The organism is Vibrio lamellibrachiae (genome assembly GCF_050337265.1).
Taxonomy (GTDB): Bacteria; Pseudomonadota; Gammaproteobacteria; order Enterobacterales; family Vibrionaceae; genus Vibrio; species Vibrio kyushuensis.
The window spans coordinates 774,754-797,666 of sequence record NZ_JAKJSU010000005.1 but is presented as its reverse complement, the minus strand read 5'-3'; the positions used below and the strand labels follow the sequence as shown (position 1 = coordinate 797,666).

19 protein-coding genes are annotated in these 22,913 nt (G+C 43.8%); 13 read left to right on the top strand and 6 right to left on the bottom strand.

Features of this window, described 5'->3' with window-relative positions; all coding sequences use genetic code 11:
• The 7 genes from aer2 to L4C54_RS09110 form a co-directional block, all read left to right on the top strand.
• Positions 1 to 2,823, top strand: a 2,823-nt coding sequence (gene aer2, locus L4C54_RS09140; RefSeq protein WP_428807935.1) for an aerotaxis transducer Aer2, incomplete at its 5' end; no start/stop codon positions are given.
• Positions 2,808 to 3,677 carry a CheR family methyltransferase gene (locus tag L4C54_RS09135; RefSeq protein ID WP_428799518.1) on the top strand — a complete coding sequence of 290 codons (870 nt, stop codon included), beginning with the start codon at positions 2,808 to 2,810 and terminating at the stop codon, positions 3,675 to 3,677. The genes aer2 and L4C54_RS09135, both read left to right, overlap by 16 nt.
• 96 nt (positions 3,678 to 3,773) lie before the next feature.
• Positions 3,774 to 4,415, top strand: coding sequence for a chemotaxis protein CheD (locus tag L4C54_RS09130; protein ID WP_428807968.1), 642 nt, complete (start codon positions 3,774 to 3,776; stop codon positions 4,413 to 4,415).
• Positions 4,415 to 5,449: a protein-glutamate methylesterase/protein-glutamine glutaminase gene (locus L4C54_RS09125; protein WP_428807934.1), complete on the top strand. Its 1,035-nt coding sequence runs from the start codon at positions 4,415 to 4,417 to the stop codon at positions 5,447 to 5,449. Before L4C54_RS09130 ends, L4C54_RS09125 begins: the two co-directional genes overlap by 1 nt.
• A 111-nt stretch (positions 5,450 to 5,560) precedes the next feature.
• Positions 5,561 to 6,706, top strand: coding sequence for a methyl-accepting chemotaxis protein (locus L4C54_RS09120; protein ID WP_428799520.1), 1,146 nt, complete (start codon positions 5,561 to 5,563; stop codon positions 6,704 to 6,706).
• 9 nt (positions 6,707 to 6,715) lie between these two features.
• Complete coding sequence (locus L4C54_RS09115; protein ID WP_428799521.1) at positions 6,716 to 7,015, top strand: STAS domain-containing protein; 300 nt, start codon at positions 6,716 to 6,718, stop codon at positions 7,013 to 7,015.
• Positions 7,016 to 7,077: 62 nt separating this feature from the next.
• Positions 7,078 to 8,778, top strand: coding sequence for an ATP-binding SpoIIE family protein phosphatase (locus L4C54_RS09110; RefSeq protein WP_428799522.1), 1,701 nt, complete (start codon positions 7,078 to 7,080; stop codon positions 8,776 to 8,778).
• Positions 8,779 to 8,839: 61 nt separating this feature from the next.
• On the opposite strand, the gene L4C54_RS09105 is transcribed toward L4C54_RS09110, so the two are convergent.
• From L4C54_RS09105 to L4C54_RS09080, 6 genes are all read right to left on the bottom strand, one after another.
• A complete protein-coding gene (locus tag L4C54_RS09105; RefSeq protein ID WP_428807967.1) occupies positions 8,840 to 9,661 on the bottom strand; it encodes a heme ABC transporter ATP-binding protein in 822 nt (273 codons plus the stop codon).
• A 44-nt stretch (positions 9,662 to 9,705) separates the two neighbouring features.
• The gene (locus tag L4C54_RS09100; protein WP_428807933.1) at positions 9,706 to 10,758 is read right to left on the bottom strand and encodes a FecCD family ABC transporter permease; all 1,053 of its coding nucleotides are present in this window, start codon (positions 10,756 to 10,758) and stop codon (positions 9,706 to 9,708) included.
• Positions 10,759 to 10,766: 8 nt separating this feature from the next.
• Positions 10,767 to 11,561, bottom strand: coding sequence for a heme/hemin ABC transporter substrate-binding protein (locus L4C54_RS09095; RefSeq protein ID WP_428807966.1), 795 nt, complete (start codon positions 11,559 to 11,561; stop codon positions 10,767 to 10,769).
• A gap of 80 nt (positions 11,562 to 11,641) precedes the next feature.
• Positions 11,642 to 12,070, bottom strand: coding sequence for an ExbD/TolR family protein (locus L4C54_RS09090; protein WP_428807932.1), 429 nt, complete (start codon positions 12,068 to 12,070; stop codon positions 11,642 to 11,644).
• Positions 12,067 to 12,840, bottom strand: coding sequence for a MotA/TolQ/ExbB proton channel family protein (locus tag L4C54_RS09085; RefSeq protein ID WP_428807931.1), 774 nt, complete (start codon positions 12,838 to 12,840; stop codon positions 12,067 to 12,069). Before L4C54_RS09085 ends, L4C54_RS09090 begins: the two co-directional genes overlap by 4 nt.
• Positions 12,841 to 12,842: 2 nt before the next feature.
• Complete coding sequence (locus L4C54_RS09080) at positions 12,843 to 13,691, bottom strand: energy transducer TonB (protein WP_428807930.1); 849 nt, start codon at positions 13,689 to 13,691, stop codon at positions 12,843 to 12,845.
• Between the two features lie 147 nt (positions 13,692 to 13,838).
• On the opposite strand from L4C54_RS09080, the gene hutW reads away from it, so the two are divergent.
• From hutW to L4C54_RS09050, 6 genes are all read left to right on the top strand, one after another.
• The gene (gene hutW / locus L4C54_RS09075) at positions 13,839 to 15,227 is read left to right on the top strand and encodes a heme anaerobic degradation radical SAM methyltransferase ChuW/HutW (protein ID WP_428807929.1); all 1,389 of its coding nucleotides are present in this window, start codon (positions 13,839 to 13,841) and stop codon (positions 15,225 to 15,227) included.
• A 10-nt stretch (positions 15,228 to 15,237) separates the two neighbouring features.
• A complete protein-coding gene (gene hutX / locus L4C54_RS09070; protein WP_428807928.1) occupies positions 15,238 to 15,756 on the top strand; it encodes a heme utilization cystosolic carrier protein HutX in 519 nt (172 codons plus the stop codon).
• On the top strand, positions 15,753 to 16,298 hold the full coding sequence (gene hutZ / locus L4C54_RS09065) for a heme utilization protein HutZ (protein WP_428799529.1): 546 nt from the start codon (positions 15,753 to 15,755) through the stop codon (positions 16,296 to 16,298). Before hutX ends, hutZ begins: the two co-directional genes overlap by 4 nt.
• 180 nt (positions 16,299 to 16,478) lie before the next feature.
• Complete coding sequence (locus L4C54_RS09060; protein ID WP_428807927.1) at positions 16,479 to 18,617, top strand: TonB-dependent hemoglobin/transferrin/lactoferrin family receptor; 2,139 nt, start codon at positions 16,479 to 16,481, stop codon at positions 18,615 to 18,617.
• Positions 18,618 to 18,799: 182 nt separating this feature from the next.
• Positions 18,800 to 20,506, top strand: a complete 1,707-nt coding sequence (locus tag L4C54_RS09055) for an ABC transporter ATP-binding protein (RefSeq protein WP_428807965.1) — start codon at positions 18,800 to 18,802, stop codon at positions 20,504 to 20,506.
• A 281-nt stretch (positions 20,507 to 20,787) separates the two neighbouring features.
• Positions 20,788 to 22,464 (top strand): flagellar assembly protein A, encoded by a 1,677-nt coding sequence (locus tag L4C54_RS09050; protein ID WP_428807926.1) that lies wholly within the window; start codon positions 20,788 to 20,790, stop codon positions 22,462 to 22,464.
• The last annotated feature ends 449 nt before the right edge of the window (positions 22,465 to 22,913 follow it).

Sequence of the window (22,913 nt, the reverse complement as noted above, 5' to 3'; positions counted from 1 at the left end):
CCTTACAACACCGTGATTGATGTGAAAGGGGTGAAGATTGAGCTCAACGTGGCGGCGATGATTGACTCCGAAGGGAATTATGTCGGTAACACTCTAGAGTGGGATGACGTTACCGAGAAGTTCAATCGAGACAATGATGTGGCGCGATTACAAGCGTCTGTGGATCAATCTCAAACGGCGATGATGATGGTCGACCGAGACTTCCTCATTACCTACGCCAACGCTAAAACGTTCAAGTTGTTGCAAACGCACGAAGCGTTATTCCAAACCGTGTGGTCAAACTTCAAAGCAACCGAAGAGCACTTAATTGGTTACTGTATTGATGGTTTTCATAAAGACCCGTCGCACCAACGTCAACTGCTCGCGGATGTAAACAACCTGCCTTACAACACCGTGATTGATGTGAAAGGGGTGAAGATTGAGCTCAACGTGGGGGCAATGATCGACTCGGAAGGGAATTATGTCGGTAACACCCTAGAGTGGGATGACGTTACTGAGAAGTTCAATCGAGACAACGAAGTGGCACGCTTACAAGCGTCCGTCGATCAATCGCAAACGGCGATGATGATGGTCGACCGAGACCTAATCATCACCTACACCAATGCGAAAACCATTGAGTTACTGAAAACCCATGAAGCCTTGTTCAAAACTGTGTGGTCGAACTTCGAGGCAACGGAAGAGCATTTGAATGGCTACTGTATCGATAACTTCCATACTAATCCTGCGCATCAGCGCCAGTTATTGGGTGACCCTAATAACTTGCCTTTTAGCACTGTTATTGATGTGAAAGGGGTGAAAATACAGTTAGACGTATCCGCAATGCTGGACTCAGCAGGCAACTACGTAGGTAATACGCTCGAATGGGATGACGTAACTGAGAAATACGCAAGAGATAATGACGTAGCAAGGCTTCAAGCAGCCGTTGGTCAAGCTCAAACCGCGATGGTGATGATTGATCGTGACTTCCTGATTACCTATGCAAACGATTCAACAATAACGCTATTCGCAACGATTGAAGATCAATTAAGAACCGTATGGCCAGGGTTCACAGCCTCGGAAGAGTGGTTAATGGGGCGTTGTATCGATGAGTTCCATAAGAACCCACCGCATCAACGTAAGCTGCTATCTGACCCTGCGAACTTACCGTACAAAACCGATATTCAAATTGCGGATGTGCTGATTGAGCTGAATGTAGCCGCAATAACCGACGCAGAGGGAGAGTACATTGGTAATACGCTTGAGTGGGCTGATGTAACAGCCGAAAGAGCGAAAGAGCAGCAAATCGGCCGCTTAGCGTCAGCGGTTGAAGGGATGACCACCAACCTGATGATGGCAGACAGTGAAGGTATTATCCGAGACATTAACCCCTCACTGATGACATTGCTGAAATCTCGTGAGTCGGAACTAAGGGCGGTACTGCCAGCCTTTGATACCAATAAATTAATTGGCGCGAACATTGATATTTTCCATAAAAACCCAGCGCACCAACGCAGTATAATAAGTAACCCTGATGCTTTACCGTTTACTTCAAATATTGCCGTTGGTGGTCTGGAGTTCACGTTAACCTGTATAGCGATGCGAGACTCAGAAGGCACTTACATAGGCCCAGCCCTACAGTGGGAAGATATCACTGAGCAGCAAGATGGCCAGCGTCAAGTAGAGTCGCTGATTCAAAAAGCTATTGTGGGTGACTTGAGCGAACGAATTGATACCACTGTCTATAACGGCTTTATGAAAGAACTAGGTGATGGTGTTAATAACTTACTCGATACGCTTGTTAAGCCACTAGGAGAGTGTATCGATGTTATGAGTGGGGTTGCCGACGGTAACTTAAAAGACAGTATGTCTAACGACTACAACGGTGAATTTGCTCGCTTAGCGGATGCGGTCAATACCTCTATCGTGAACCTAAGAAACATGGCCGAAAAAATCACAACCTCTTCGGCCCGTGTAGCCACCGCTTCTTCTGAAATTGCTGATGGTAATGATGATTTGAGCCAACGTGTTGAAGCGCAGGCTGCCAATCTAGAAGAAACCGCAGCTAGTATGGAAGAGATGACCGCAACCGTAAGACAAAACGCTGACAACGCCAAAGGCGCTAATGAACTGGCTGATGACGCTGCGACGAAAGCGGGCAAAGGTGGTGATGTGGTCGGGCAAGCCGTTGCGGCGATGTCGGGCATTAACAACGCGAGTAAGAAAATTGCAGACATCATCGGCGTTATTGATGAAATTGCCTTCCAAACTAATCTACTTGCACTGAACGCCGCGGTAGAGGCTGCTAGAGCGGGTGAACAAGGTCGAGGCTTTGCGGTTGTGGCGGGTGAGGTTCGTAACCTTGCACAGCGAAGTGCCGCAGCAGCAAAAGAGATCAAAGGGCTTATCAACGACAGTGTTGAGAAAGTGGATGAAGGTTCTCGCTTAGTCGATGAATCGGGTGCCACACTTAAAGAGATCGTTGATGCGGTTGCTAAAGTAACAGAGCTTATCGCACAGATAGCCTCTTCAAGCATTGAGCAATCGAGCGGTATCGATGAAATCAACCGAGCCATTGCCACCATGGATGAAATGACTCAGCAGAATGCCTCTCTGGTAGAAGAAACATCCGCTGCCAGCGCCTCGTTGAAAGACGAAGGGAAAGTTCTGCTTAACCTGATGAACTTCTTCACAACAGACAGCAATGTCGCAACGCTTGAGTCTAAAAAAATAGAAACTAAAGCACCGGAAGCTCCTCAAAATAATGTCAGTGAACTACGCTCTAATAAGGCGGTAAATTCTGGTTTTGATATGGGCGAGGATAGCGACGAATGGGAAGAGTTTTAACTCAGGCTGAGGGCACAGCCACGATGGAAAGAGAGTTCGAGCTTACCGATAAAGACTTTAAGTATATACAGTGGTACATGCATAAACACGTCGGGATTTACCTGTCCGACCGTAAACGAAATATGGTTTACGGTCGGTTAAGCCGACGAATGCGGGCCGCAAGAGTGCTTAAATTTGCTGACTATCGGACGATAATTGAAAGCTCAGAAACCGAGCGGATTAATTTTATTAACGCCCTTACAACCAATAAAACCGAGTTCTTCAGAGAGTACCACCACTTTGAATTTCTAGAAGGTCCAGCTATAGAACAGTGGCGACACCAGGGAAATAAAAGCGTCAACATTTGGTCTGCTGGGTGCTCAACAGGGCAAGAGCCATATAGCTTAATCTCTTCACTGTATGTGGCGGGGGCATTTGATTTTTTTGATAACGTGAACCTGTTTGCCTCGGATCTTGATACCGCCGTCCTAAATCATGCAAAAGAAGGCGTCTACGACGAAGAGGCGATAGAGAGTATTCCAGACCGTTATTTAAAATCGTGTTTTGTAAAAGGAAGGGGGACACACCTAGGCAAGATAAAGATTAAGCAAGGCTTGCAGAAGCAAATTATATTCAATCAGCTCAACTTGTTTGATAAGTGGCCGAAGATGGCAAAATTTGATCTTATCTCTTGTCGCAATGTGATGATCTATTTTGATAGGGATACGCAAGCTAAATTGTTACAGCGGTTTTATGAAGCACTAACGCCCACTGGCATTTTGTTTATCGGCCATTCAGAAAGTGCCGCTTCAAGCAGTGATCTTTTTCATCATCTTGGGCATACGATTTACGTAAAAAAACAAGAAGAACAATAGCTAGCTGCCTCCATCAACAAACATAAAGATAATTGGAAAGGTAGAACAGTCAGTCGGTTTAAGAAAATACGTTTCATACAACGAGGCTCATAAATGATGGCATTTCACGTTCAAAAGCGGCACACAGAAAACGCACACTTTAGCCGCTTTTATCATCCTCGGCATCAAAGTCACGTCGTTAAGGTTATGCCGGGTGGCCTTTATTGTACTGATCATGATGAAGTCATCTGTACTGGCCTTGGTTCGTGTATTGCCGCGTGTATTTGGGATAAAGAGTTACACATTGGCGGCATGAACCACTTTCTCTTACCTTTTGATAGCAGTGACCAACTTCGTCACTGGCACGCAACTGAGGTTGTTTCTACCGCATCACGCTATGGAAGCCATGCGATGGAGATGCTAATCAATACCCTTATCTCAATGGGATCTGACCGATCGCATCTACGAGTAAAACTATTTGGTGGCGCACAGATGCTTGGGCGTTATTCAATGATCGGAGAGAAGAATATTGAATTTATTAACCGCTATGTCGAACAAGAGCAATTGATAGTAGAAGCCCATGATTTAGGTGGCTTAGAGCCGCGGAAAGTTATTTTTGAACCAATGACGGGCAAAGCGTGGCTAAAACGAATTCCATTTACTGAAGTTCATCAATTGCAGCATCAAGAAGAGAAATACGCGACAGAGCTGGGTAAAGAGAGTCACAAAAATCATGATGATGATGCGGAGTTATTTTAATGAGAAAAACCAAAGTACTTGTTGTTGATGATTCTCCTGTTTTTAGAGCCTTATTGACTCAGATTATCAATTCAGACAAAGAGCTAGAGGTAATCGCTGCGGCAGAAGACCCGTATGAAGCTCGGCAAATGATCAAAGAGTTTAATCCTGACATCATCACTCTTGATATAGAAATGCCCAAAATGAATGGTGTTCAGTTTTTACGAAATTTAATGCGTCTACGACCTATGCCAGTGGTGATGATATCCACGTTAACTCAGCATGGGGCAGAAGCGACACTTGAAGCGCTTGAAGCCGGAGCTGTTGATTATTTCCCCAAACCTTCAGTCGAAGAGACCGGTGAGATTGTTGATTACAAAACCGAAATAAATGACAAGATTCGAATGGCGGCGAAAGCCAATGTACAAACGGCTAATTCGGTTGAGGCCGCACCAGAAATCGATCCTTGTAGTAAGCAAACAGATATTGAAATTATTGCTATCGGTGCATCAACCGGGGGAACGGAAGCAGTTAAAAATGTTATGTCTGCACTTCCCGCTGGATTACCACCAATTATCATCACACAGCACATAAGCGCGATGTTTACCCGCTCGTTTGCCAAGCGTTTAGATGATGCCAGTGACATTGAAGTGAAAGAGCTCACCGCGTCGAAAGCCCCGCTTGTTAATGGCTGTGCATACGTTGCTCCAGGCGATAAACATTTGACGGTCTTTCGTCGTGGTAACCATCTATTTTGTCAGTTAGATGATAGCCCGCCAATGAGTCGTCATAAACCGTCGGTCGATATGATGTATCACTCTGTCGCAGAAGTTGTTGGTGATAAGGCGATAGGTGTATTGCTGACGGGCATGGGGAGCGATGGAGCGGAAGGCATGCTGAATATGAAAAACAAAGGCGCCATAACCTTAGCGCAAGATGAGCAATCTTCCGTTGTGTGGGGTATGCCAAAAGTGGCTTATGAAATTGGAGCGGTAAAAAAACTAGTGTCGCTCTCACAGGTTCCAAAACAGTTGTATGACTATATTTATAAGTAAGAATGTAGCAATACGGTAAGCGTTAGAAAATAAAGACGCTGTTGTCTATCAAAACCGTCATATATAGATAAATGATAATTAAAATTCACTGATACGTCAGGAAAAAGGCTTATGAATCAACGTAGACTTTCTAAAAAGTCCAAGAACCTTATCGCATTGGCTGTACAAGTTGCCCTTCTTGCTGTTTGGATGTTCCTATCACAAAACATATTTCACCTAGGGCTGATGCTCATTGTTGCAGCCGTTCCGTGGCTTGTATTGTCAGCTGGTGAGCCTGAGGTCATTGACGATGGCAATAGTGAAGAATCAGAGCTGCAACATAGTATTGCTGAAGAGCTAAAACTTATTTTGAAAGATGGAATTCCTAAAGTAGCTGACCCACTGGGAAAGCAACACAGTATTATCGATGAGTCGGTGGAAACACTTAACAACAGCTTTTTTAGTTTGCAAAAAGCCAGTGAAGAGCAGAGTGCGGTTTCAGGCTCTTTAGTTGATGGGTTACTGGCGAACCAAGACAGTGAATACGATCTCGCATCGGTTCTACCTAAAATTGAAAAAATCATTTCAGAATTTGTTGGCACTATGGTCAATATCTCAGAGAAAAGTATCTCCGCTGTGCACAGTATCCATGATATGTCGGACAAGTTAGGTACGGTATTCAAACTATTAGCACAAGTGAGAGGCTTGTCAGAACAGACTAACTTGCTAGCACTAAATGCAGCCATCGAGGCTGCAAGAGCGGGAGAAGCCGGCAGGGGATTTGCCGTGGTTGCGCAAGAGGTAAGAAATTTATCTAAGCAGGCAGAAGAGCTTAACTCGGAGATTGAAAAAGAGATCAATATTGCTCAAAGCACCGTAAAAGAAGCCAACAGCACTGTTGGGGAGATGGCATCTATTGATATGTCCACGGCCATAGAGTCGAAAGAGCAAGTGGATGATATGTTGAAAGGTGTTCACCAAGTCAATATCGAGATAGAGCAGGAAGTGCATAAGATTCGCCAACTTGGTGTTGAAATGCATCGTCACGTGGGGGATGGGGTTCGGGCATTGCAATTTGCTGATATCGTTATGCAGCAGGGTGATTATGCCAAGGAGTCAATGGAATACTTGATGGAAGTGGTGAATGCACTAGAGACTCACCATGAGGATGCAGAGCTTAAAGAGGTGTTATCAGACATATTAAGCCGCTCAAAAAACAGAAGAGCACCAGCTGCAAGCCAATCAAGTATTGAAGAAGGCGAAGTGGAATTATTCTAAGGAAAGCATATGACGGTTGAAACAAAAATAGACACAACTTCGAAAAAAGTGACTATCGCGATTGAAGGTGCATTTGGCTTTAATTTGGTTCAGGAATTTAGAAAAAGCTACACCGATAGGAAGGAGTATCGTTTTACCATCGATTTACGCAAGGTTGATTACATCGACAGTGCGGGCTTAGGTATGTTGCTTAATATGCAAAACTATTTGAGCCAACCTGATGGATCGATCAACATCACCAACACCTTGCCGCAAGTGAAGAAAATATTGCTTATTTCTCGTTTCGATAAGAAGTTTCAAATTGACTAACCCTAGGTTCAAGGGCTTCTACAAAGTCTATTTTTACTAGGGAAGAGCAAGGGAGAAGAGCAATGCGATTAATGATTGTTGATGATCATGTGACCAATCGAGAGTTATGTGCCTGCATACTAGCGGATCTCGCGACTTCTATTGATACGTTTGAAACGGGCGAAGGTGTCGTCTCTTCTATGAAAAAAATGGAAGAACTGCCTGACGTTATTCTACTTGATGTGATGATGCCGAAAAAAGATGGTTTCACCACTGCTGCTGAGATACGTGAAGCCTTTCCCGATATCCATATCCCTATCATCTTTTTAACCGTACTTGACGACCATACGTCTTATGAACGTTGCCTAACCTTAGGTGATGACTTTATTGCCAAGCCTGTGGAACGTAATGTCATTATTGCGAAGGTTCAAGCACACTACCGTATTGTAAAAATGCACAAAGAAGTGGTCCACCAGCGCGATCAACTGAGCCACTTTCAAGAACAAGTACAATATGATTACTCTATTTCTGAGTCCATTTTTACCAACTTGATGGAAGAGATGAGCTCTCAGGTGAGTCATATTTACGGTGTAAATTATATCTCCACGCCATCCACCGTCTTCAATGGCGACTTAATTGTAGTAGCCAACCGCCCTCATGGCGGCGCTTATGTGATGGTTGCAGATGCGACAGGGCACGGGCTTCCTGCTGCTATCTCTGCCATTCCTGCAACTCGAGCCTTTTTTAGTATGGCGGAGAAAGGGTTATCGCTTGGCGAGATCGTTAACGAGATTAATAACTCGCTGTCAAAATTTCTTCCTATGGGAATGATGCTGGCAGCCAGTGTCTTTGAGATCCGGGCTAATGGTTTTGAAGTTTCTTGGTGGGGCGGAGGCCTTCCTGATACTTATGTACTGGATAAAGATGGACAGATCATTCGCCGATTGAGGTCTAATCATATGCCATTAGGGGTTTTAGATTCCCATGAATTTGAAACAGATATTGTGCATCTCACCTTAGAGCCTGATCAGCAAATCTTAAGTTATACCGACGGCGTTACAGAAGCCATGAATGAGAGTGGGGAACAATTTGGTCAAGATCGTCTTGAAGCGGTACTGCAAAATGGAAAGGCGAAAATACCGACTATCTATGATGCGGTAAGAGAGTTTTCCAATATGAAGGCGGATGATGACCTTTCTGTGTTGTCTATGACATTCCCAATCATTAATGGTAACGACAGTGAATCGATACCGACTGACTTTTACTACAGTCATATTCCATTAGAAACCACACTTCATTTTCCTGCGCACGTGTTAAAAACGGTCAGCGTTCTCAGTGAGGTTCGCCAATACTTATCAGGGATCTTAAACGGTGGTCAACATTTAGATTTGGTTTGCTCGGTACTTTCTGAGCTGTTTGCCAATGCGATAGAACATGGCTTATTGGGGTTGGAGTCCTCTTTAAAAGAAGACCCTGATGGTTTTTTTGAATTTTATCAACTAAGAGAGGAGCGTTTAAAAGCACTGAGAGTAGACGCTTGGGTTAAGCTACACGTCGACTATCAGCCGGAAGATGAGAAGCTTACTATGACGTTAGAAAATAACGGGGCGTCATTTGATTATCATCACCTCAATGATATCGATGAGAGCAACAGCTTAACGCACGGGCGTGGTATCGTCCTCGCAGCTGAGTTGTGTGACTCTCTTAGGTACTCTAATGAAGGTAAAAGGGTCACCGCGGTATATCGCTTTAACTCACCACACGGTTTCCCAAGTTCAGCATAGCGTTAGGTCTAGTGTCTGTGGGACTAGTCTAATAGATAGACAGCGGATTCGACCTAGAAAATTAACTAAGAATCACAGGGTGTCCCTGCTTTGGATGAGGCATCACGCTGACGCTAAAATCATAAACCTGTTCAATAATCGTTTCTGTTAAGACCTGCCATGGTGTCCCATCAGCAACAATACTCCCTTGGTTCAAAATCATCACTCTATCGGCGTACTGCGCCGCGAGATTTAGGTCGTGCATGACAATAACGACTGCCGCCCCTTGCTCAGTTAACCGTTTAGCCAGCGATAAGGTTTGGTGCTGATGAGAGAGATCCAGTGCCGACGTGGGTTCATCTAAGAGCAATATTTTTTGTCCGTTAGACTGCGCCAATTGAGTTAATACCCGAGCAAAATGTACTCGTTGCTTCTCCCCGCCAGATAAGCTTGGATACAAACGGTCTGCTAGATGTTCAGTATCCGTAAGTTGCATGTTCTGTTTTGCGATGTCGGTGATAGTCGAGGCACTTGCTTGCAGTGGAATACCGCCTAATTCAACCACTTCTTTAACGCTAAAATTGAAACTCAAACTGCTCGATTGAGGAAGCACGCCAAGATGTTTTGCGAGGATTTGTGGGGCCCATTGTTCAGATTTTTTTTCGAAGAAGTGAATATCACCTTGTGATGAATATTCACCCGTAATCATTTTAAGCAGTGAGCTTTTACCTGTTCCATTAGGGCCAAGCAAGATGGTCAATTCGCCAGCATTAATGTGAGTGCTTACTTTATCTAAAATCACTTTACTGCCAAGAGTTAGACTTACTTGGTTAATCGATATAACGTGCTCCGAAGTGGCAGATGATTGAGTGACAGATAATTGATTGACCGATTGTTGAGCCATAGAGTGTTGAGTAAGCGAGTGGGACAATTGCGCGGTATGAGACATTAGATGCGCCCTTTCTGTTTTATAAGTAGCCAAATGAAAAATGGTGCGCCAATCAAGGCTGTAACGATTCCTACGGGCATATCAAGTGGTGCAACAGCCGTTCGTGCAATCATATCGGCAATGAGCAGCAGCAACGCGCCAATAAGCATAGAGATAGGAAGTAGTGACTTATGATTAGGGCCAATCATCATTCGCCCAAGGTGCGGAACAATTAAGCCAACAAAACCGATCATTCCCGATAAGGCAACGGTGACGCCAACGCCTGCTGCGGTAAGCAAGATAAGTTGTCGTTTTAGCTTTTGCACCTCAACCCCCATGTGCTTGGCCTCAGCCTCACCGAGCAAAAGAGCGTTCAACGGTTCTGCTTTGCGGTAGAACAGAATGAACAGCGTTATCAAAGTGAAAAACGCGAGTAGCAAACCGCTCCAATTAGCGCCAGCAAGTGATCCCATGGTCCAAAGTGATAGGTCACGCAGTGCTTGATCGTCTGCGTAGTAGTTCATCAAGCCAAGGCCAGAACCTGCTAGAGCCCCGATCGCTACGCCAGCTAGAAGCATCATAGTGACAGACGTACCGTTTGCACTTGTTCCTAGGCGATAAACCACCACGGTCGTCAATGCACCACCAATAAATGAAAACAGCGGTACGGTGCCAAACAGAAGTAATTGTGGGTAGCTTTGAGCCAGAGAGCCAAATAGAACAATGGCAATCGCCGCACCAAGCGATGCGCCAGCACTAACCCCAATAATTCCTGGGTCTGCGAGTGGATTGCGAAATAGCCCCTGCATGACGGTGCCACACAGTGCCAGTATAGCTCCCACAGCAATAGCCAATAAGGTGCGAGGTAATCGAATCTGCTGAATGACTAAGGTGATGTGTGCAGGCAGCTCAGCACTTCTTAATGACGTTGGAAGTAGAGCCTGAATGCTATCGATGATCGATATGTCCATTGGCCCTAAAGCGACTGAGCTGATGATGGCGCAGTAAAGAGCGACAAATCCCGTTAGAAATAATAGGCGTGCTGGAATGCGGGTAATGCTTGATACAGACATAAAAATAACTACTTATTGAAACGTTGGTTGAGCTGCTTGGCGACTTCTAAACTATGCAGACCGAACCCCCCAATTAATGCACTGCTTGGAACTGAGATGATTTGTTGTTTACTTCCCGCTGGTGTTGCGGCAAGCAACGGAAGTTTTTTGAGGATCTCTTCTTGCCCACCAAATGTTGCCCAAGAGCGGTCACTCACAAGGATGTAGTCTGGTTGCAGGGCAATAATGGCTTCGTAAGAAAGAGGCTTATACGAATGAATCATTTCCGCAGCTGGGTTCATAGCGCCGGAAAGAGAAATTATTTTATCGACGGGCGTTTCTGTTCCAGCCGCTGTTGCTGGGCGATCTTCACTGAGCATTAGAAAGATAACGTTCGGCTGTGACTTAAGCGTTTTTTTCGTCAGCTGGTCAATTTCGCTGTCTACTTTTTGTTTTAGTTGTTGAGCTTCTTGCTGTTTATTTGCGATATCACCGACAATATCGATACGCTGATGAAGCGCTGATAAAGAGTTATCCGATGGAAGTGTCATTACTTCAACATTACTCGCTTTTAATAGCTGTAACGTTGTCTCTGGGCCCATTTCACTAGAACCAATGAGACGCGTGGGATTCAAAGCCATGAGGCCTTCAGCAGACAGTTGGCGGTGATAACCGACTTGCGGGATCTCCATGTCTTTGACAAAGCTTTTACTCGTCACATCAACCGCAACGAGTTGATCTTCAGCCCCGAGAGCAAAAAACAGCTCAGTAATGTTCGAGCCAGCGCTGATGATACGTTCTTGAGCGAAAGCAGAAAATGACATTGCCGTACAAGTCAGAGTAGTAACCGTAAGTGTTTTAATTAAAAGTGCTTTTACAGCACGAGAAGTGGGTAGGTTGTTCATTATTTTGTCTCTTCATCCATAATGATGCTGGTGGCGTTCATTTGATTTTTTTGCATAAAAGCAAGCAGTTGGAGCATTTTCTCGACCGGTACATTTTTATCAGAACCGATGACTAGATCTCGTTTAGGATACTTAATTGAGGTTGCAATTAGCGCTTTAGAGAATGATTCCCAATCGCTAAAAGTCTGTTGTTCGATGGCCCAATAGGGAGCTTGGACCATGAGATTGATGGCAATCACCTCTGAATCAACTTGGGTCAGTACACTTTGTTGTTCTGTGGTTGGAATATCAACATCCATAGTTTTGATATCGATATTGGCCGTTAATAGTAAGAACACCATGACGATAAAAATGATATCCAGTAGCGGGGTTAAATCCGGTTTGAGATCATCGCCATTAAAGACTGAATTTTGTTTGCTTGTGATCATGCGGCGTGTTTGCTATCTGATGTTGTTGATTGTTGCGGACAAGCCGAAGATAACGAAGATTGGTGTGACTCCGATGCACTGTTTTTTGGAGCACTCTGTTTATTTCTTAAATGGCACTGTTCATTTCTTAAATCACATTGATCAAAACTTATCCCTTCTAGTAGAAGGTTACAGTGGTTGAGACCGTGTTCAATTTTGCTTAAGTTACTATCAGCCCACAGGTTAAACAGCTGAGCGGCTGTGATGGCGGGTAGTGCAATCAGAAGGCCAGCAGCTGTCGTTGACATAGCAAGCCCCAACCCTTCGGCAAGCAAAGAGGGTTCAATCGAACCTTGAGATTCCCCTAGAGTTTGAAACATATCAATCAGCCCTAATACGGTACCTAACAGACCAACTAACGGCGCAATGACACCAATAATGGAGAGGATTTTTAAACCCGAGGTGTACGCTTGGCGTTTTTTTTGTAGCCAAATACTGACGGCTTCTTCTCGCAATGATTTTTCAAAATAACGATGGCTAAGTAGCATCCCCGCGCCTTGTTCAAGCGTGTGCTTTTTCGCGATGAGTACACTTGAATACTCATTGACACTCTCAGCGTTTTTCATATCAAGCTGACGTAGCGTTTGTAGCAGAGATTTACTTCTTGTTCGGGTATTGAGGAGTAAAAAAACAGAGCGTTCTAATAAGATCATGATGACTAGAAATGACATGATCGTAAGCGGCCATGTCATGAGCCCTAGCTGAGAGTGGATAGAATTAAGAATATGCATAATTAGTTTAGTTTGAAATTGACTGGAATTTGAACACGGTGAGCAATTGCTCGTCCGTCATTTTGGTGTTGGCGAAATTGCCACTCCGAGATCCCTTTGAGTGCAGCACTGTCGAGAATTTGATGCCCAGACGAGTTAACGATCAACAACTTAGTTTGATCGCCCTCAGGGTCAAGCCACACTTCGACTAAGACAACGCCCTGGATATTTCGACGCTTAGCGCTACGCGGATAATCGATCGCAGAAGGTCGAGTTTCAAAGGTTGGTTTGGTGATAAGTTTCGGTGACGCACTTGTCGCATTGGCGGTAGTAACTGGTGACTCTGGTTTTTGCTCAACAGGTTCGCTAAGCATCTTTTGTGATGCGAGTTGTTTAGGTTCAGCCTGTTCTGGTTTGTTTGTTTTTTCTTCTGCTGGTTTCTGTGCTGGCTGTTTAATGGGCTTTTTCGGTGTTTTAGTCTGCGCCACTGGTTCGTTTTTTAGCTGTGGCGCTTCCACAGGTTTCGCTTTTGGTTTCTCTGGCTTTACTTTCGGCTGCACAGACTTAGCTGGAACAGATTGAGCTAGTACAGGTTTTGCCAATACAGGTTCAACCTTAGGGTGCGGCTTTATAGTCGATACAGCTTTCGTTTTAGTGGTGGTTTCAGTCTTACTAACTGGATTCTCTTTAGTTACCTCGGGTGCGGTGCTCTGTTCTACAGCAGGTGCAGGGGCAATAAATTGGATACTGACAGATTTTCCAGCAGTAGAAGCAACAGGTGAAATTGTTATAGGTTTGTAGCTTGCAGAGAATGCAGCACTATGAATTGCAACGGAAAGCCCAGCAAAGATAGCGTACCTTTTTAACTCCATATACCTATTCCTTCTGTCCATATCAATCATCAATAAGACTGATTATCCACTATATGCGAATGAGATCAATTATTATTTACATTACTGTTTGGGCGGTATACCATACAGTCAAATTGAACGGCTCGATAAAATAAACATATAAATCTTATGGTTACGATTGATACCTCTGACGTCGATTTAGTCGGCCTCTCTACACCAGACCCACTTCGCTTTGCATTCGGTAAAAAAAAGGGTGCTCATGCAGGTGGGAACATGAGTGCCGTATCGCCCGATAAAGTGCAGATGCAGCTGAATACCGCTTTAAGTGTTTCGGCGACAAAGTTAGGGTCAGCTCGCTGCCTTTACATCCACATTCCGTTTTGTCGAGTTCGTTGTACTTACTGTAATTTCTTTCAGTACGCTTCATCTAAGCAACTCATGAATCAATATTTCGAAGCACTAGTGAAAGAGATTCGTTGGAAGTCTTCGTTTGAATGGACGCAATCTGCGCCGTTTCAAGCTGTGTATGTTGGTGGCGGAACACCAACGGACCTCTCTGCTGCGCATTTAGAGACGTTGGGAAAGCTGATTCGTTCATCATTTCCTTTAACGGCTGATTGCGAGATTACCCTCGAAGGGCGCGTTAACCGCTTCGATGACAAAAAGTTTGAGTCAGCATTAGAAGGTGGCTTTAACCGCTTTTCTTTTGGTGTTCAGAGCTTTGACAATACTGTTCGATTGGCAGCTAAACGTTTAGACAAAAGCGATTATGTGATGGACAGGCTGCAATCGATGGTGAGCTATAACGCGGCTCCCATTGTTATCGATCTGCTGTATGGGCTGCCGCATCAAACCCTAGAAAATTGGCTGCATGATCTTGATAGTTATATTGAATCAGGTGTAGACGGTGTCGACCTCTACCAGCTTATTGAAATGAAAGGGCTGCCGATGGAGCGTGCTGTTGAGCAAGGCAAGTTGCCTATGCCTGCTGACACGGCAATGAAGGCGAGCATGTTTAAAATGGGCGTTGAGTTTATGGCGAAACACCATCAAAGGCGGTTAAGTGTTAATCACTGGGCATCGGGCAACCGAGAGCGCAGCGTTTATAACAGCCTAGCTAAAACAACGGCTGAAGTGTTGCCCATTGGTGCAGGTGCGGGTGGCAATGTAAACGGTTTTGCCATGATGCAATATCGAGATATGGATAAGTACATTGAGGCGATCGACCAGAAGCTCTTTCCTATTAATGGTTTGATGCAGGTTTCTGAGCAAGCCCCTATCAACAGCGCTATTAAGTCTGCGTTTGACCGTGGCGTATTGTCTCAAACAAGTTTAGATAAAATCGCGGGTTATCCATTATTTTCAGCGTTAAAGCCTTTGTTCGATGCATGGCAAAAGAATGGCTTAGTAGAAGCAGATTATCAATACGTACAACTCACGTTAGCGGGTCAGTTTTGGTCAGTCACATTGGCGCAAAATGCCATTCAAGTGATTCAGTCATTTTCTAAACAAAAGATCAGCTCACAAAAATTAGAAACAGCTACCGCAGTAGCGTAACGGAGATAGGATGTTTGTAAGTAATTCATACCTAGAAGTAAAACAAAAAGTAGCGAATGTGTTAGCCCAAGATAACGGCACGCCAGTCTCTTCAATGGCAGAACAGCTCGGCTTGACCGAAGGTGAGGTGACGTTCGCACTCCCTGATGAGTGTGTGGTAACCATTAATGGTGTCCATACAGAAGCGATCCTAACTCAACTTCCAGATTGGGGAAAAGTAACCACTATCGTGCACTCTTTTGGCTCCATTTTTGAATTTAAAAACCCGTTCCCTAAGGGAAAAGTAGCGCATGGCTATTACAACATCATGGGTAAAGAAGGGTTGCACGGACACCTGAAAATTGACTTGGTGAAGCATATCGCTTTTGTCAGCAAACCTTTTAGGTCAATGGAAAGTCACTACATTGGTTTTTATACCCATGATGGAAACTGCATATTTAAAGTTTACCTTGGTCGCGATAAAAGCCGCCAATTAATCCCACAGCAAATAGAAGCATTTAAAGAGTTAAAGAAGGAATTCATCGCGTGATAGATAAACAGCAAAGACTACAAGACCGTCTAGGACCAGAGATTCAAGAGTTTAGAGACAACTGTCAGACACTGCAACTGGCGACGCTTAATAACGGTGTGCCTCATGTTAGTTATGCTCCTTACGCACACACTGAAAATGGTTACTTTATTTTGATCAGTGATATTGCTCAGCATGGCCAGAATTTAAAGCATACCAAGTGTGTGTCTATCATGATGATCGAAGATGAGTCTCAAGCGAAGTCTATTTATGCTCGCCGTCGTTTAAGCTTTGACTCACAAGCTTCGTGTGTGGATAAACAGTCAGAGATGGGTGTTGAAGGTATCACGGCGTTGCGTCAACGCTTTGGTGACATCATTGATAATCTCAGCACATTAGATGACTTTAACCTTTATCAGCTGGTACCAGAACAAGGCCGCTATGTAAAAGGCTTTGGTAAAGCGTTCAATGTTTCTGGTGATGACCTACTCAGCTTCCTTCATCTTTCGGAAGGGCATATGAGAGATAAAAAAGAGGCTCAGTTGGCAGTAGAGCCAAGCTAGTCACTCGTTATTTCTAAATCACACATTATTTCTAAATAACTTAGCACTAAATAATAGATTAGCTCTACTGCTCAATAGAGCCGTTTAAATTAATTAGAACAATAACAAATCAACAGTTAGACCAGTTCATTGTGAGCTGGTCAGGGGACTTTTCGCCTCAAATTTAGGGAATGGATTAACATGTACAACAAAACACCTTTAGCAGTGATGGTCACTGCGATCTTGGCTTCTAACGCTGTCATGGCTGAAGAAGAGGCATTTACCTTAGATCAAGTCGTCGTTTCATCGACTCGCACCAACCAAACGATTCAAGATACCGCCGCTTCTGTCACGGTAATTAGCGATCAAGAGATCGAAGAGAACATGGCTAACTCTGTGGCTGAGCTGTTTAGCTATACGCCGGGCGTTGATGTTCAATCGGATTCTCGCCAAGGTATTCAGAGTATTAATATCCGTGGCATGGAAGGGAACCGTATTAAGATTTTGGTCGATGGTGTATCACAGCCTAACCAGTTTAAAAACGAGTATTCATTCATCAACTCAGGTCGTGTTGATGTTGATGTCGATATGCTGAAATCGGTTGAAGTGGTCAAAGGTGCGGCATCCTCGCTACAAGGTAGTGATGCTATTGGTGGTATTGTTGCATTTGAAACAAAAGATCCAACGGATTTTCTAAAGGACGGTAAAGACTTTGGCGGCCATGCGAAGTTTAACTTTTCGTCAGCAGATAACACATTTAGCGAATCCGTAGCGCTTGCTAACCGTGTAGGCGATCTTGAAACTTTAGTCGCGTATACGCGTCGAGATGGCGAAGAAGTGGATAACTTTGGCAACATGGACGAGCAAAGCTCAGATGCCAATAACCTGCTTTTAAAACTTCAGTATCAAATCAATCCAGCTCACCGTGTTGAGTTTACTGGAGAGTACGTTAACAGCACGGTGAAAACTGACTTTACCGATGATGCTTACACCAACTACACAGGTGAAGATATTAGCGATCGCTACCGTATTGGCCTTAAGCACATCTGGGATATGCAAGCGGCTGCGGCTGATACACTGACTTGGCAGCTTGATTACCTAGCCAAAGATCAGCAAGGCATTACTAATCGTACCTATATTACGCCGAGCCGATCATACAGTGCTGGTAATGTACAAAAGAAAGATTACGTATACAGCGATAAAGGCGTTCAAGCCGATGTTCAGCTAGACAAGTACTTTGAAACCGGATCAGCAGAACACTTTGTGGTGTATGGTGCTTCATTCTCTAACAAAGACATTTCAAACACTAACCATGAATATAACTCAATTCAAGATGACATCACGGTGTTCTACATGCCAGAAGCCTCTGAAACCCGTTATGGTTTCTTTGCTCAAGATGAAATCACCATTGGTAATCTGATTTTAACTCCTGGTGTACGTTTTGACTCATTTGAAACAGACCCTGGCAGTAACTTCCCTGATGGAACTTATGATCCAACTCTTTACAAAAAGTATTCTGATTCTGCAGTAACAGGTCGACTGGGTGGGCTTTACACTGTAAACCAAGAAAACAAAATTTTTGCTCAGGTTAGCCAAGGCTTCCGTGCTCCAGATTTTCAGGAGCTATTCTATTCTTATAAAAACGCGGGACATGGATATTCGTATGCATACTTACCAAACCCTAATCTTGAAGCTGAAGAGAGTATCTCTTATGAGCTAGGTTGGAGACACGATGTTGCTGCAAGCTCTACAGAACTTGCTGTGTTCTACAGTGATTACGATAACTTTATTGATTCTGAACTAGCGAACATTGCTCAAGACGGAACGATGGAGTATCAGAATGTTAATATAGACAAAGCGATAATCAAGGGTGTCGAGCTAGGAAATACCCTTAATTGGTATAAACTGACGGGTAGTGCGGAAGGTGTGACGACTCGTATTGCAGCAGCTTATACAGAAGGTAAAGATGGGGATGATAAACCATTGGAGTCAGTTAACCCTTGGAATGCGGTGATTGGTTTAAACTATGACGCACCATCAAATCTATGGGGTACTTCGCTTAAAGTGACGTATACCGCGAAGAAGAAGCAAAGCGATGTGACACCAGGTACTGACCGTATGGGTAACCCCGAAGCTGTCTTTACGCCAGAAAGTGCTACGGTTGTTGATCTAACCGCTTACTACGTTCCAATGAAAGACGTAACACTTCGCGCTGGTATCTTTAACGCGACAGATGAAGAGTATTACAACTGGAGTGATGTTCGTGGCCTTAGCGCAGAGGACAAATCTTTGACTCAAGCAGGCAGAAGCTTTGCGGTGACAGCAAAATATGAGTTCTAATTTCTCTTTTTAAATAGGGAATGCTTTTCTTAATAAAGAAAATCCTAAGTTACCGCTCTTCTTATGAAGGGCGGTTTTGTTATATTGGTTCGTTATAATTTTTTAAGGTATAAACTTTGACGACATTATTTATTAATCGAACGTGGCTTATTGAGCAAGCTTCTAAGCATAAACGAAAGCTTATTTCCGCGAATATTGTTGCGGTTTTTGCAACGATATTGAGTGTGCCCATTCCTTTGCTTATGCCGTTGTTGATTGATGAAGTGGTGTTGCACCAACCTGCCTCTGGTATTGCTCTGATTAACCAGATAGTTCCTCTGAGTTGGCAAACCCCTTTCGGTTATGTCGTGATAGTAACGGCGCTTGTGGTGATCATGCGAATTGCTAGTCAAGCGTTGAATATCTATCAGACTAGGCAATTTACACTGATCTCTAAATCCCTCACTGGAAAGATACGTGAGCAGTTACTGACCAAGCTTGGCAGAATTAGCATGCGCCAGTATGAAGAGAGAGGCAGTGGCTCATTGACGTCCCATTTCGTGACTGATATTGAAACGATAGACAAGTTCATTGGCAGTGCATTGAGCCGTTTTTTAATCGCGATATTGAGCACCATCGGCATTGCAGCGGTTTTGTTCTGGCTTGATTGGAAACTGGCGCTCTTCATTGTGTTGTTGAATCCTGTGATTGTCTATTTGTCGCGTTTGATGGGGCAAAAAGTCAAGACGCTGAAAAAGCGTGAGAATAAATCTTTTGAGCGATTCCAGCAGCGCCTTGTTGAAACACTAGAGGGTTTGTATCAGTTACGAGCCTCCAACCGTGAGCAACAATACCTGACCAAGTTAAAGAGTGATTCGAATGATATTCGAGTTGATGCCGATAATTACGCATGGCAATCAGATGCCGCCAATCGCATGTCATTTTTAATGTTCTTGGTGGGCTTTGAAATATTCCGAGCAGCGGCGGTGGTTCTAGTGCTGATGGGCGATTTAACCGTAGGGCAGATCTTCGCTATTTTTGGTTACCTGTGGTTTATGCTCTCGCCAATTCAAGATCTACTTAATATCCAGTATTCATGGTTTGGCGCGAATGCGGCGATGAAACGGATTAATACTATTCTCGCGCTTGAAGAAGAACACCGACCAACCCCAACGGTTAACCCATTTAAAGACAATGAATCCTTCGAGATTGAGTGTCGCAACGTCAGCTTTTCATTTGATGGTGAGCGCAAGGTCTTAGATAACTTGAATATTACCGTTGCTAAAGGCCAGAGAGTGGCGCTTGTTGGAGCATCTGGTGGTGGTAAGTCGACTCTGATTCAACTGTTGTTAGGCATCTACCAAAAAGAGAGTGGCGACATATTGATCAATGGTTACCCTATTGAACAAGTGGGTTATGAAGCTCTACGGTCTAAAATCGCCCCCGTGTTACAGCAACCCATGATCTTCAATGACACGGTTAGGCAAAACTTGACGCTTGGTGAGTCCTACACTGATGCTCAGCTTAACGAGGCACTATCTGTAGCGCAGCTTACAGAGGTGGTTGAAAAAATGCCTGATGGACTCAGTTCTCAGCTTGGAAGGCAAGGGGTTCGCCTTTCTGGGGGGCAAAGGCAGCGGCTAGCGATTGCGCGTATGGTACTGACCAATCCTGATTTTGTTATTTTAGATGAAGCGACATCAGCGTTAGACACTGCAACTGAATCTGCACTTCATCAAGCGATGAGTGAGTTCTTAGTAGGTAAAACCACCCTCATTGTCGCGCATCGACTTTCTGCGGTGAAACAAGCGGATGTGATTTATGTACTCGAGGATGGCAATGTTATCCAATCAGGGCAACATCATGAGTTAGTCGAAGAAGAGGGACTGTATCAAACTCTATATGGTTGATTAGATCGGTAAGAAATTATAGAAAGTGATTTAAGAACCCGTTATTGCATTAATGTAGTAACGGGTTTTTTGTATGCTTTGTCCGTTATGGCTTCATTTATGCAAGTTATTGGTAACGCGTTAAAATGCATCTTAATCTACTATTAAGTTACCGTTACAATTTATGGAATAAAGGTCACCTTAGTGATGCATGCCTTAATTTTGAGAATGATGTATTTTTCACCTAAAATAAATTGTATAAACTGTAAAAAATGGACCCATTCCTTTAACAGGTACGTTGTATGTGGAAAAACTTCATCTCTTTTTCAGATGATAAACAGCAAGTCATTGCGCGATTGACAGTAGATATTACGGTCGATAATAACTTCGATGCGAGAGGTCTGGAAGAAGCTCTCACCAATATCGAGGCGGGACATCTTTGTGTTATTGAAGAGAATGTCTTACGTTTTGTTACGCGTGCCAAAGAGCTAAAAAAAGACGCATACGACGGAATATTAGTGGCAGAAATTCGCAACGCCGAAGCGAAAGTCGATCTCTCTGACCATGATATGTTGGCAAGTATTACTGTTACAGGTGCTTATGGTGGACGTGGTTTAAGAGGCAATGAAATTGTTCATTGCCTGTCACAAGCGCACATCACTAAAGGGATTAATAAACTCGCGCTCAAAAAAGTACTGGTGGTGAGTAATCAGCTGAAAGCGGGAGAAACCTTCACTCAGGTTGTGGCCAAAGGAGTGAGCCAGATTCAAGGTAAAGACTCCAAGTTTATCCCTATGGTAGAAGATGTGACTAGCCAAGTGTTAGCGCCTCAAGCAGAAGGTGATGATGACAAAGTTGATATGCTTAACTTGGGCGAGACGATTACCGTTGATATTGACCAGCCGTTAATGAAGCGTATTCCAGCAACGAAAGGCACCGCAGGTATTACCGTACAAGGCAAAGTGATTCCCCCGAAACCAGGTAATGACAAGCCACTTTCTGCGGGTAAAGGGTCCCACATCTCGCCGACTAACCCCAATCTACTACTCGCTAGTCTATCTGGTATGCCTATCTTGAAAGAGAGAACGGTTGATGTAGATAACGCACTTGTCCTTAATAATATTGGTGTCGCAACAGGCCACATAAAATTCAAAGGTTCTATTGTTGTGAGTGGCAATATTGAGTCAGATATGGTGGTGCGAGCAACCGGATCGATTACTGTTGGCGGTTTTATTGAAAGTGCTGATGTACAAGCTCAGGGCGATATTGAAGTGGCTAAAGGGATTATTGGCCATACTACTTCTGAAGGTGATGCTAAAAGTTGTGTCGTTAAATCAGGCGGGCTAATTCGAGCCAATTACGCTCAGTTCTCAGAGTTGCAGGCTGCGGAAGATATCTTTTTGTCAGTACACTGTTTAAATAACGTTTTGCGCTGTGGCAAAGACCTACACGTCAATGATAGTTCAGACAAGCAGGGAACTTTAAGTGGCGGTATTGCTAAGGTTGGCGGTAAGGTGACGTGTATTAACCTTGGTGTGGAAGGTGATACTGCAACGCATGTAGAGGGTTTTGCTAAGTTCCCTATGTTTAAAGAGCGCATTTCTAAGCTAAAAGCACGCTATAAGCTCGCACAAGAGTCGACCATGGAAGTGATTAGGCGTGAGTTAGAGTTTAAGAAAATCCCAAAATCTCAGCGAACTGAAGAACAAGAGAGCGAGCTTGAGGCGTTTAAGCTTCAGGCCAATACTAAGCTCGAAAAAGCCAAGTTTGCGGTCGATTCATGCAAAGAAGAATTTGACGCGTTATTAGCGACGAATACCGTTGAGGTGAAAAATAAAGTCTATTCGCATGTCACGGTACAGTTTGGCGATGATAAAGTGATTACCAAGCGCAGCCACGGACCAAGCGTCTTTACGTATAACCAATACGAAATTAATTGTGCATCGATGATGGGTGATGAAGCGGTTGCAGAGCTATAATGAAGCGGATAATACCTAATTATTTAGATTCAAAAATACTTACATGATAAAAATACTTAGGCTCTAAAAATGTTAAAGCTGGCTATAAGCCAGCTTCTTTTTGGTTAAACATTTTATTGGTAAGCCAGTTTACGGCTTCTTTGCATCTTTATTGGTGTCTTTCCAATACTGAATTCTGACGCGATGCAATTGTGCTCTTCTTGTTTTTTTCATTATATCCCTCACTTTATACAACAGGGCGCTCTTCACTGAGCTAACTATTGACTCTATCTTCGTTTGAGTCTGTATTGAATTTAGCCTTGAATTGCATATTTCGCCACGATCTATCTCACATTATTTAGTAACAATAGTAAGACATTGAGTCGATATTGTGATCTATATTGATGATTTTTGACTGGGTGGTCAGAGTGATTTTCGAGGTGAATTGAAGCGGGATTTCTATTAATCAT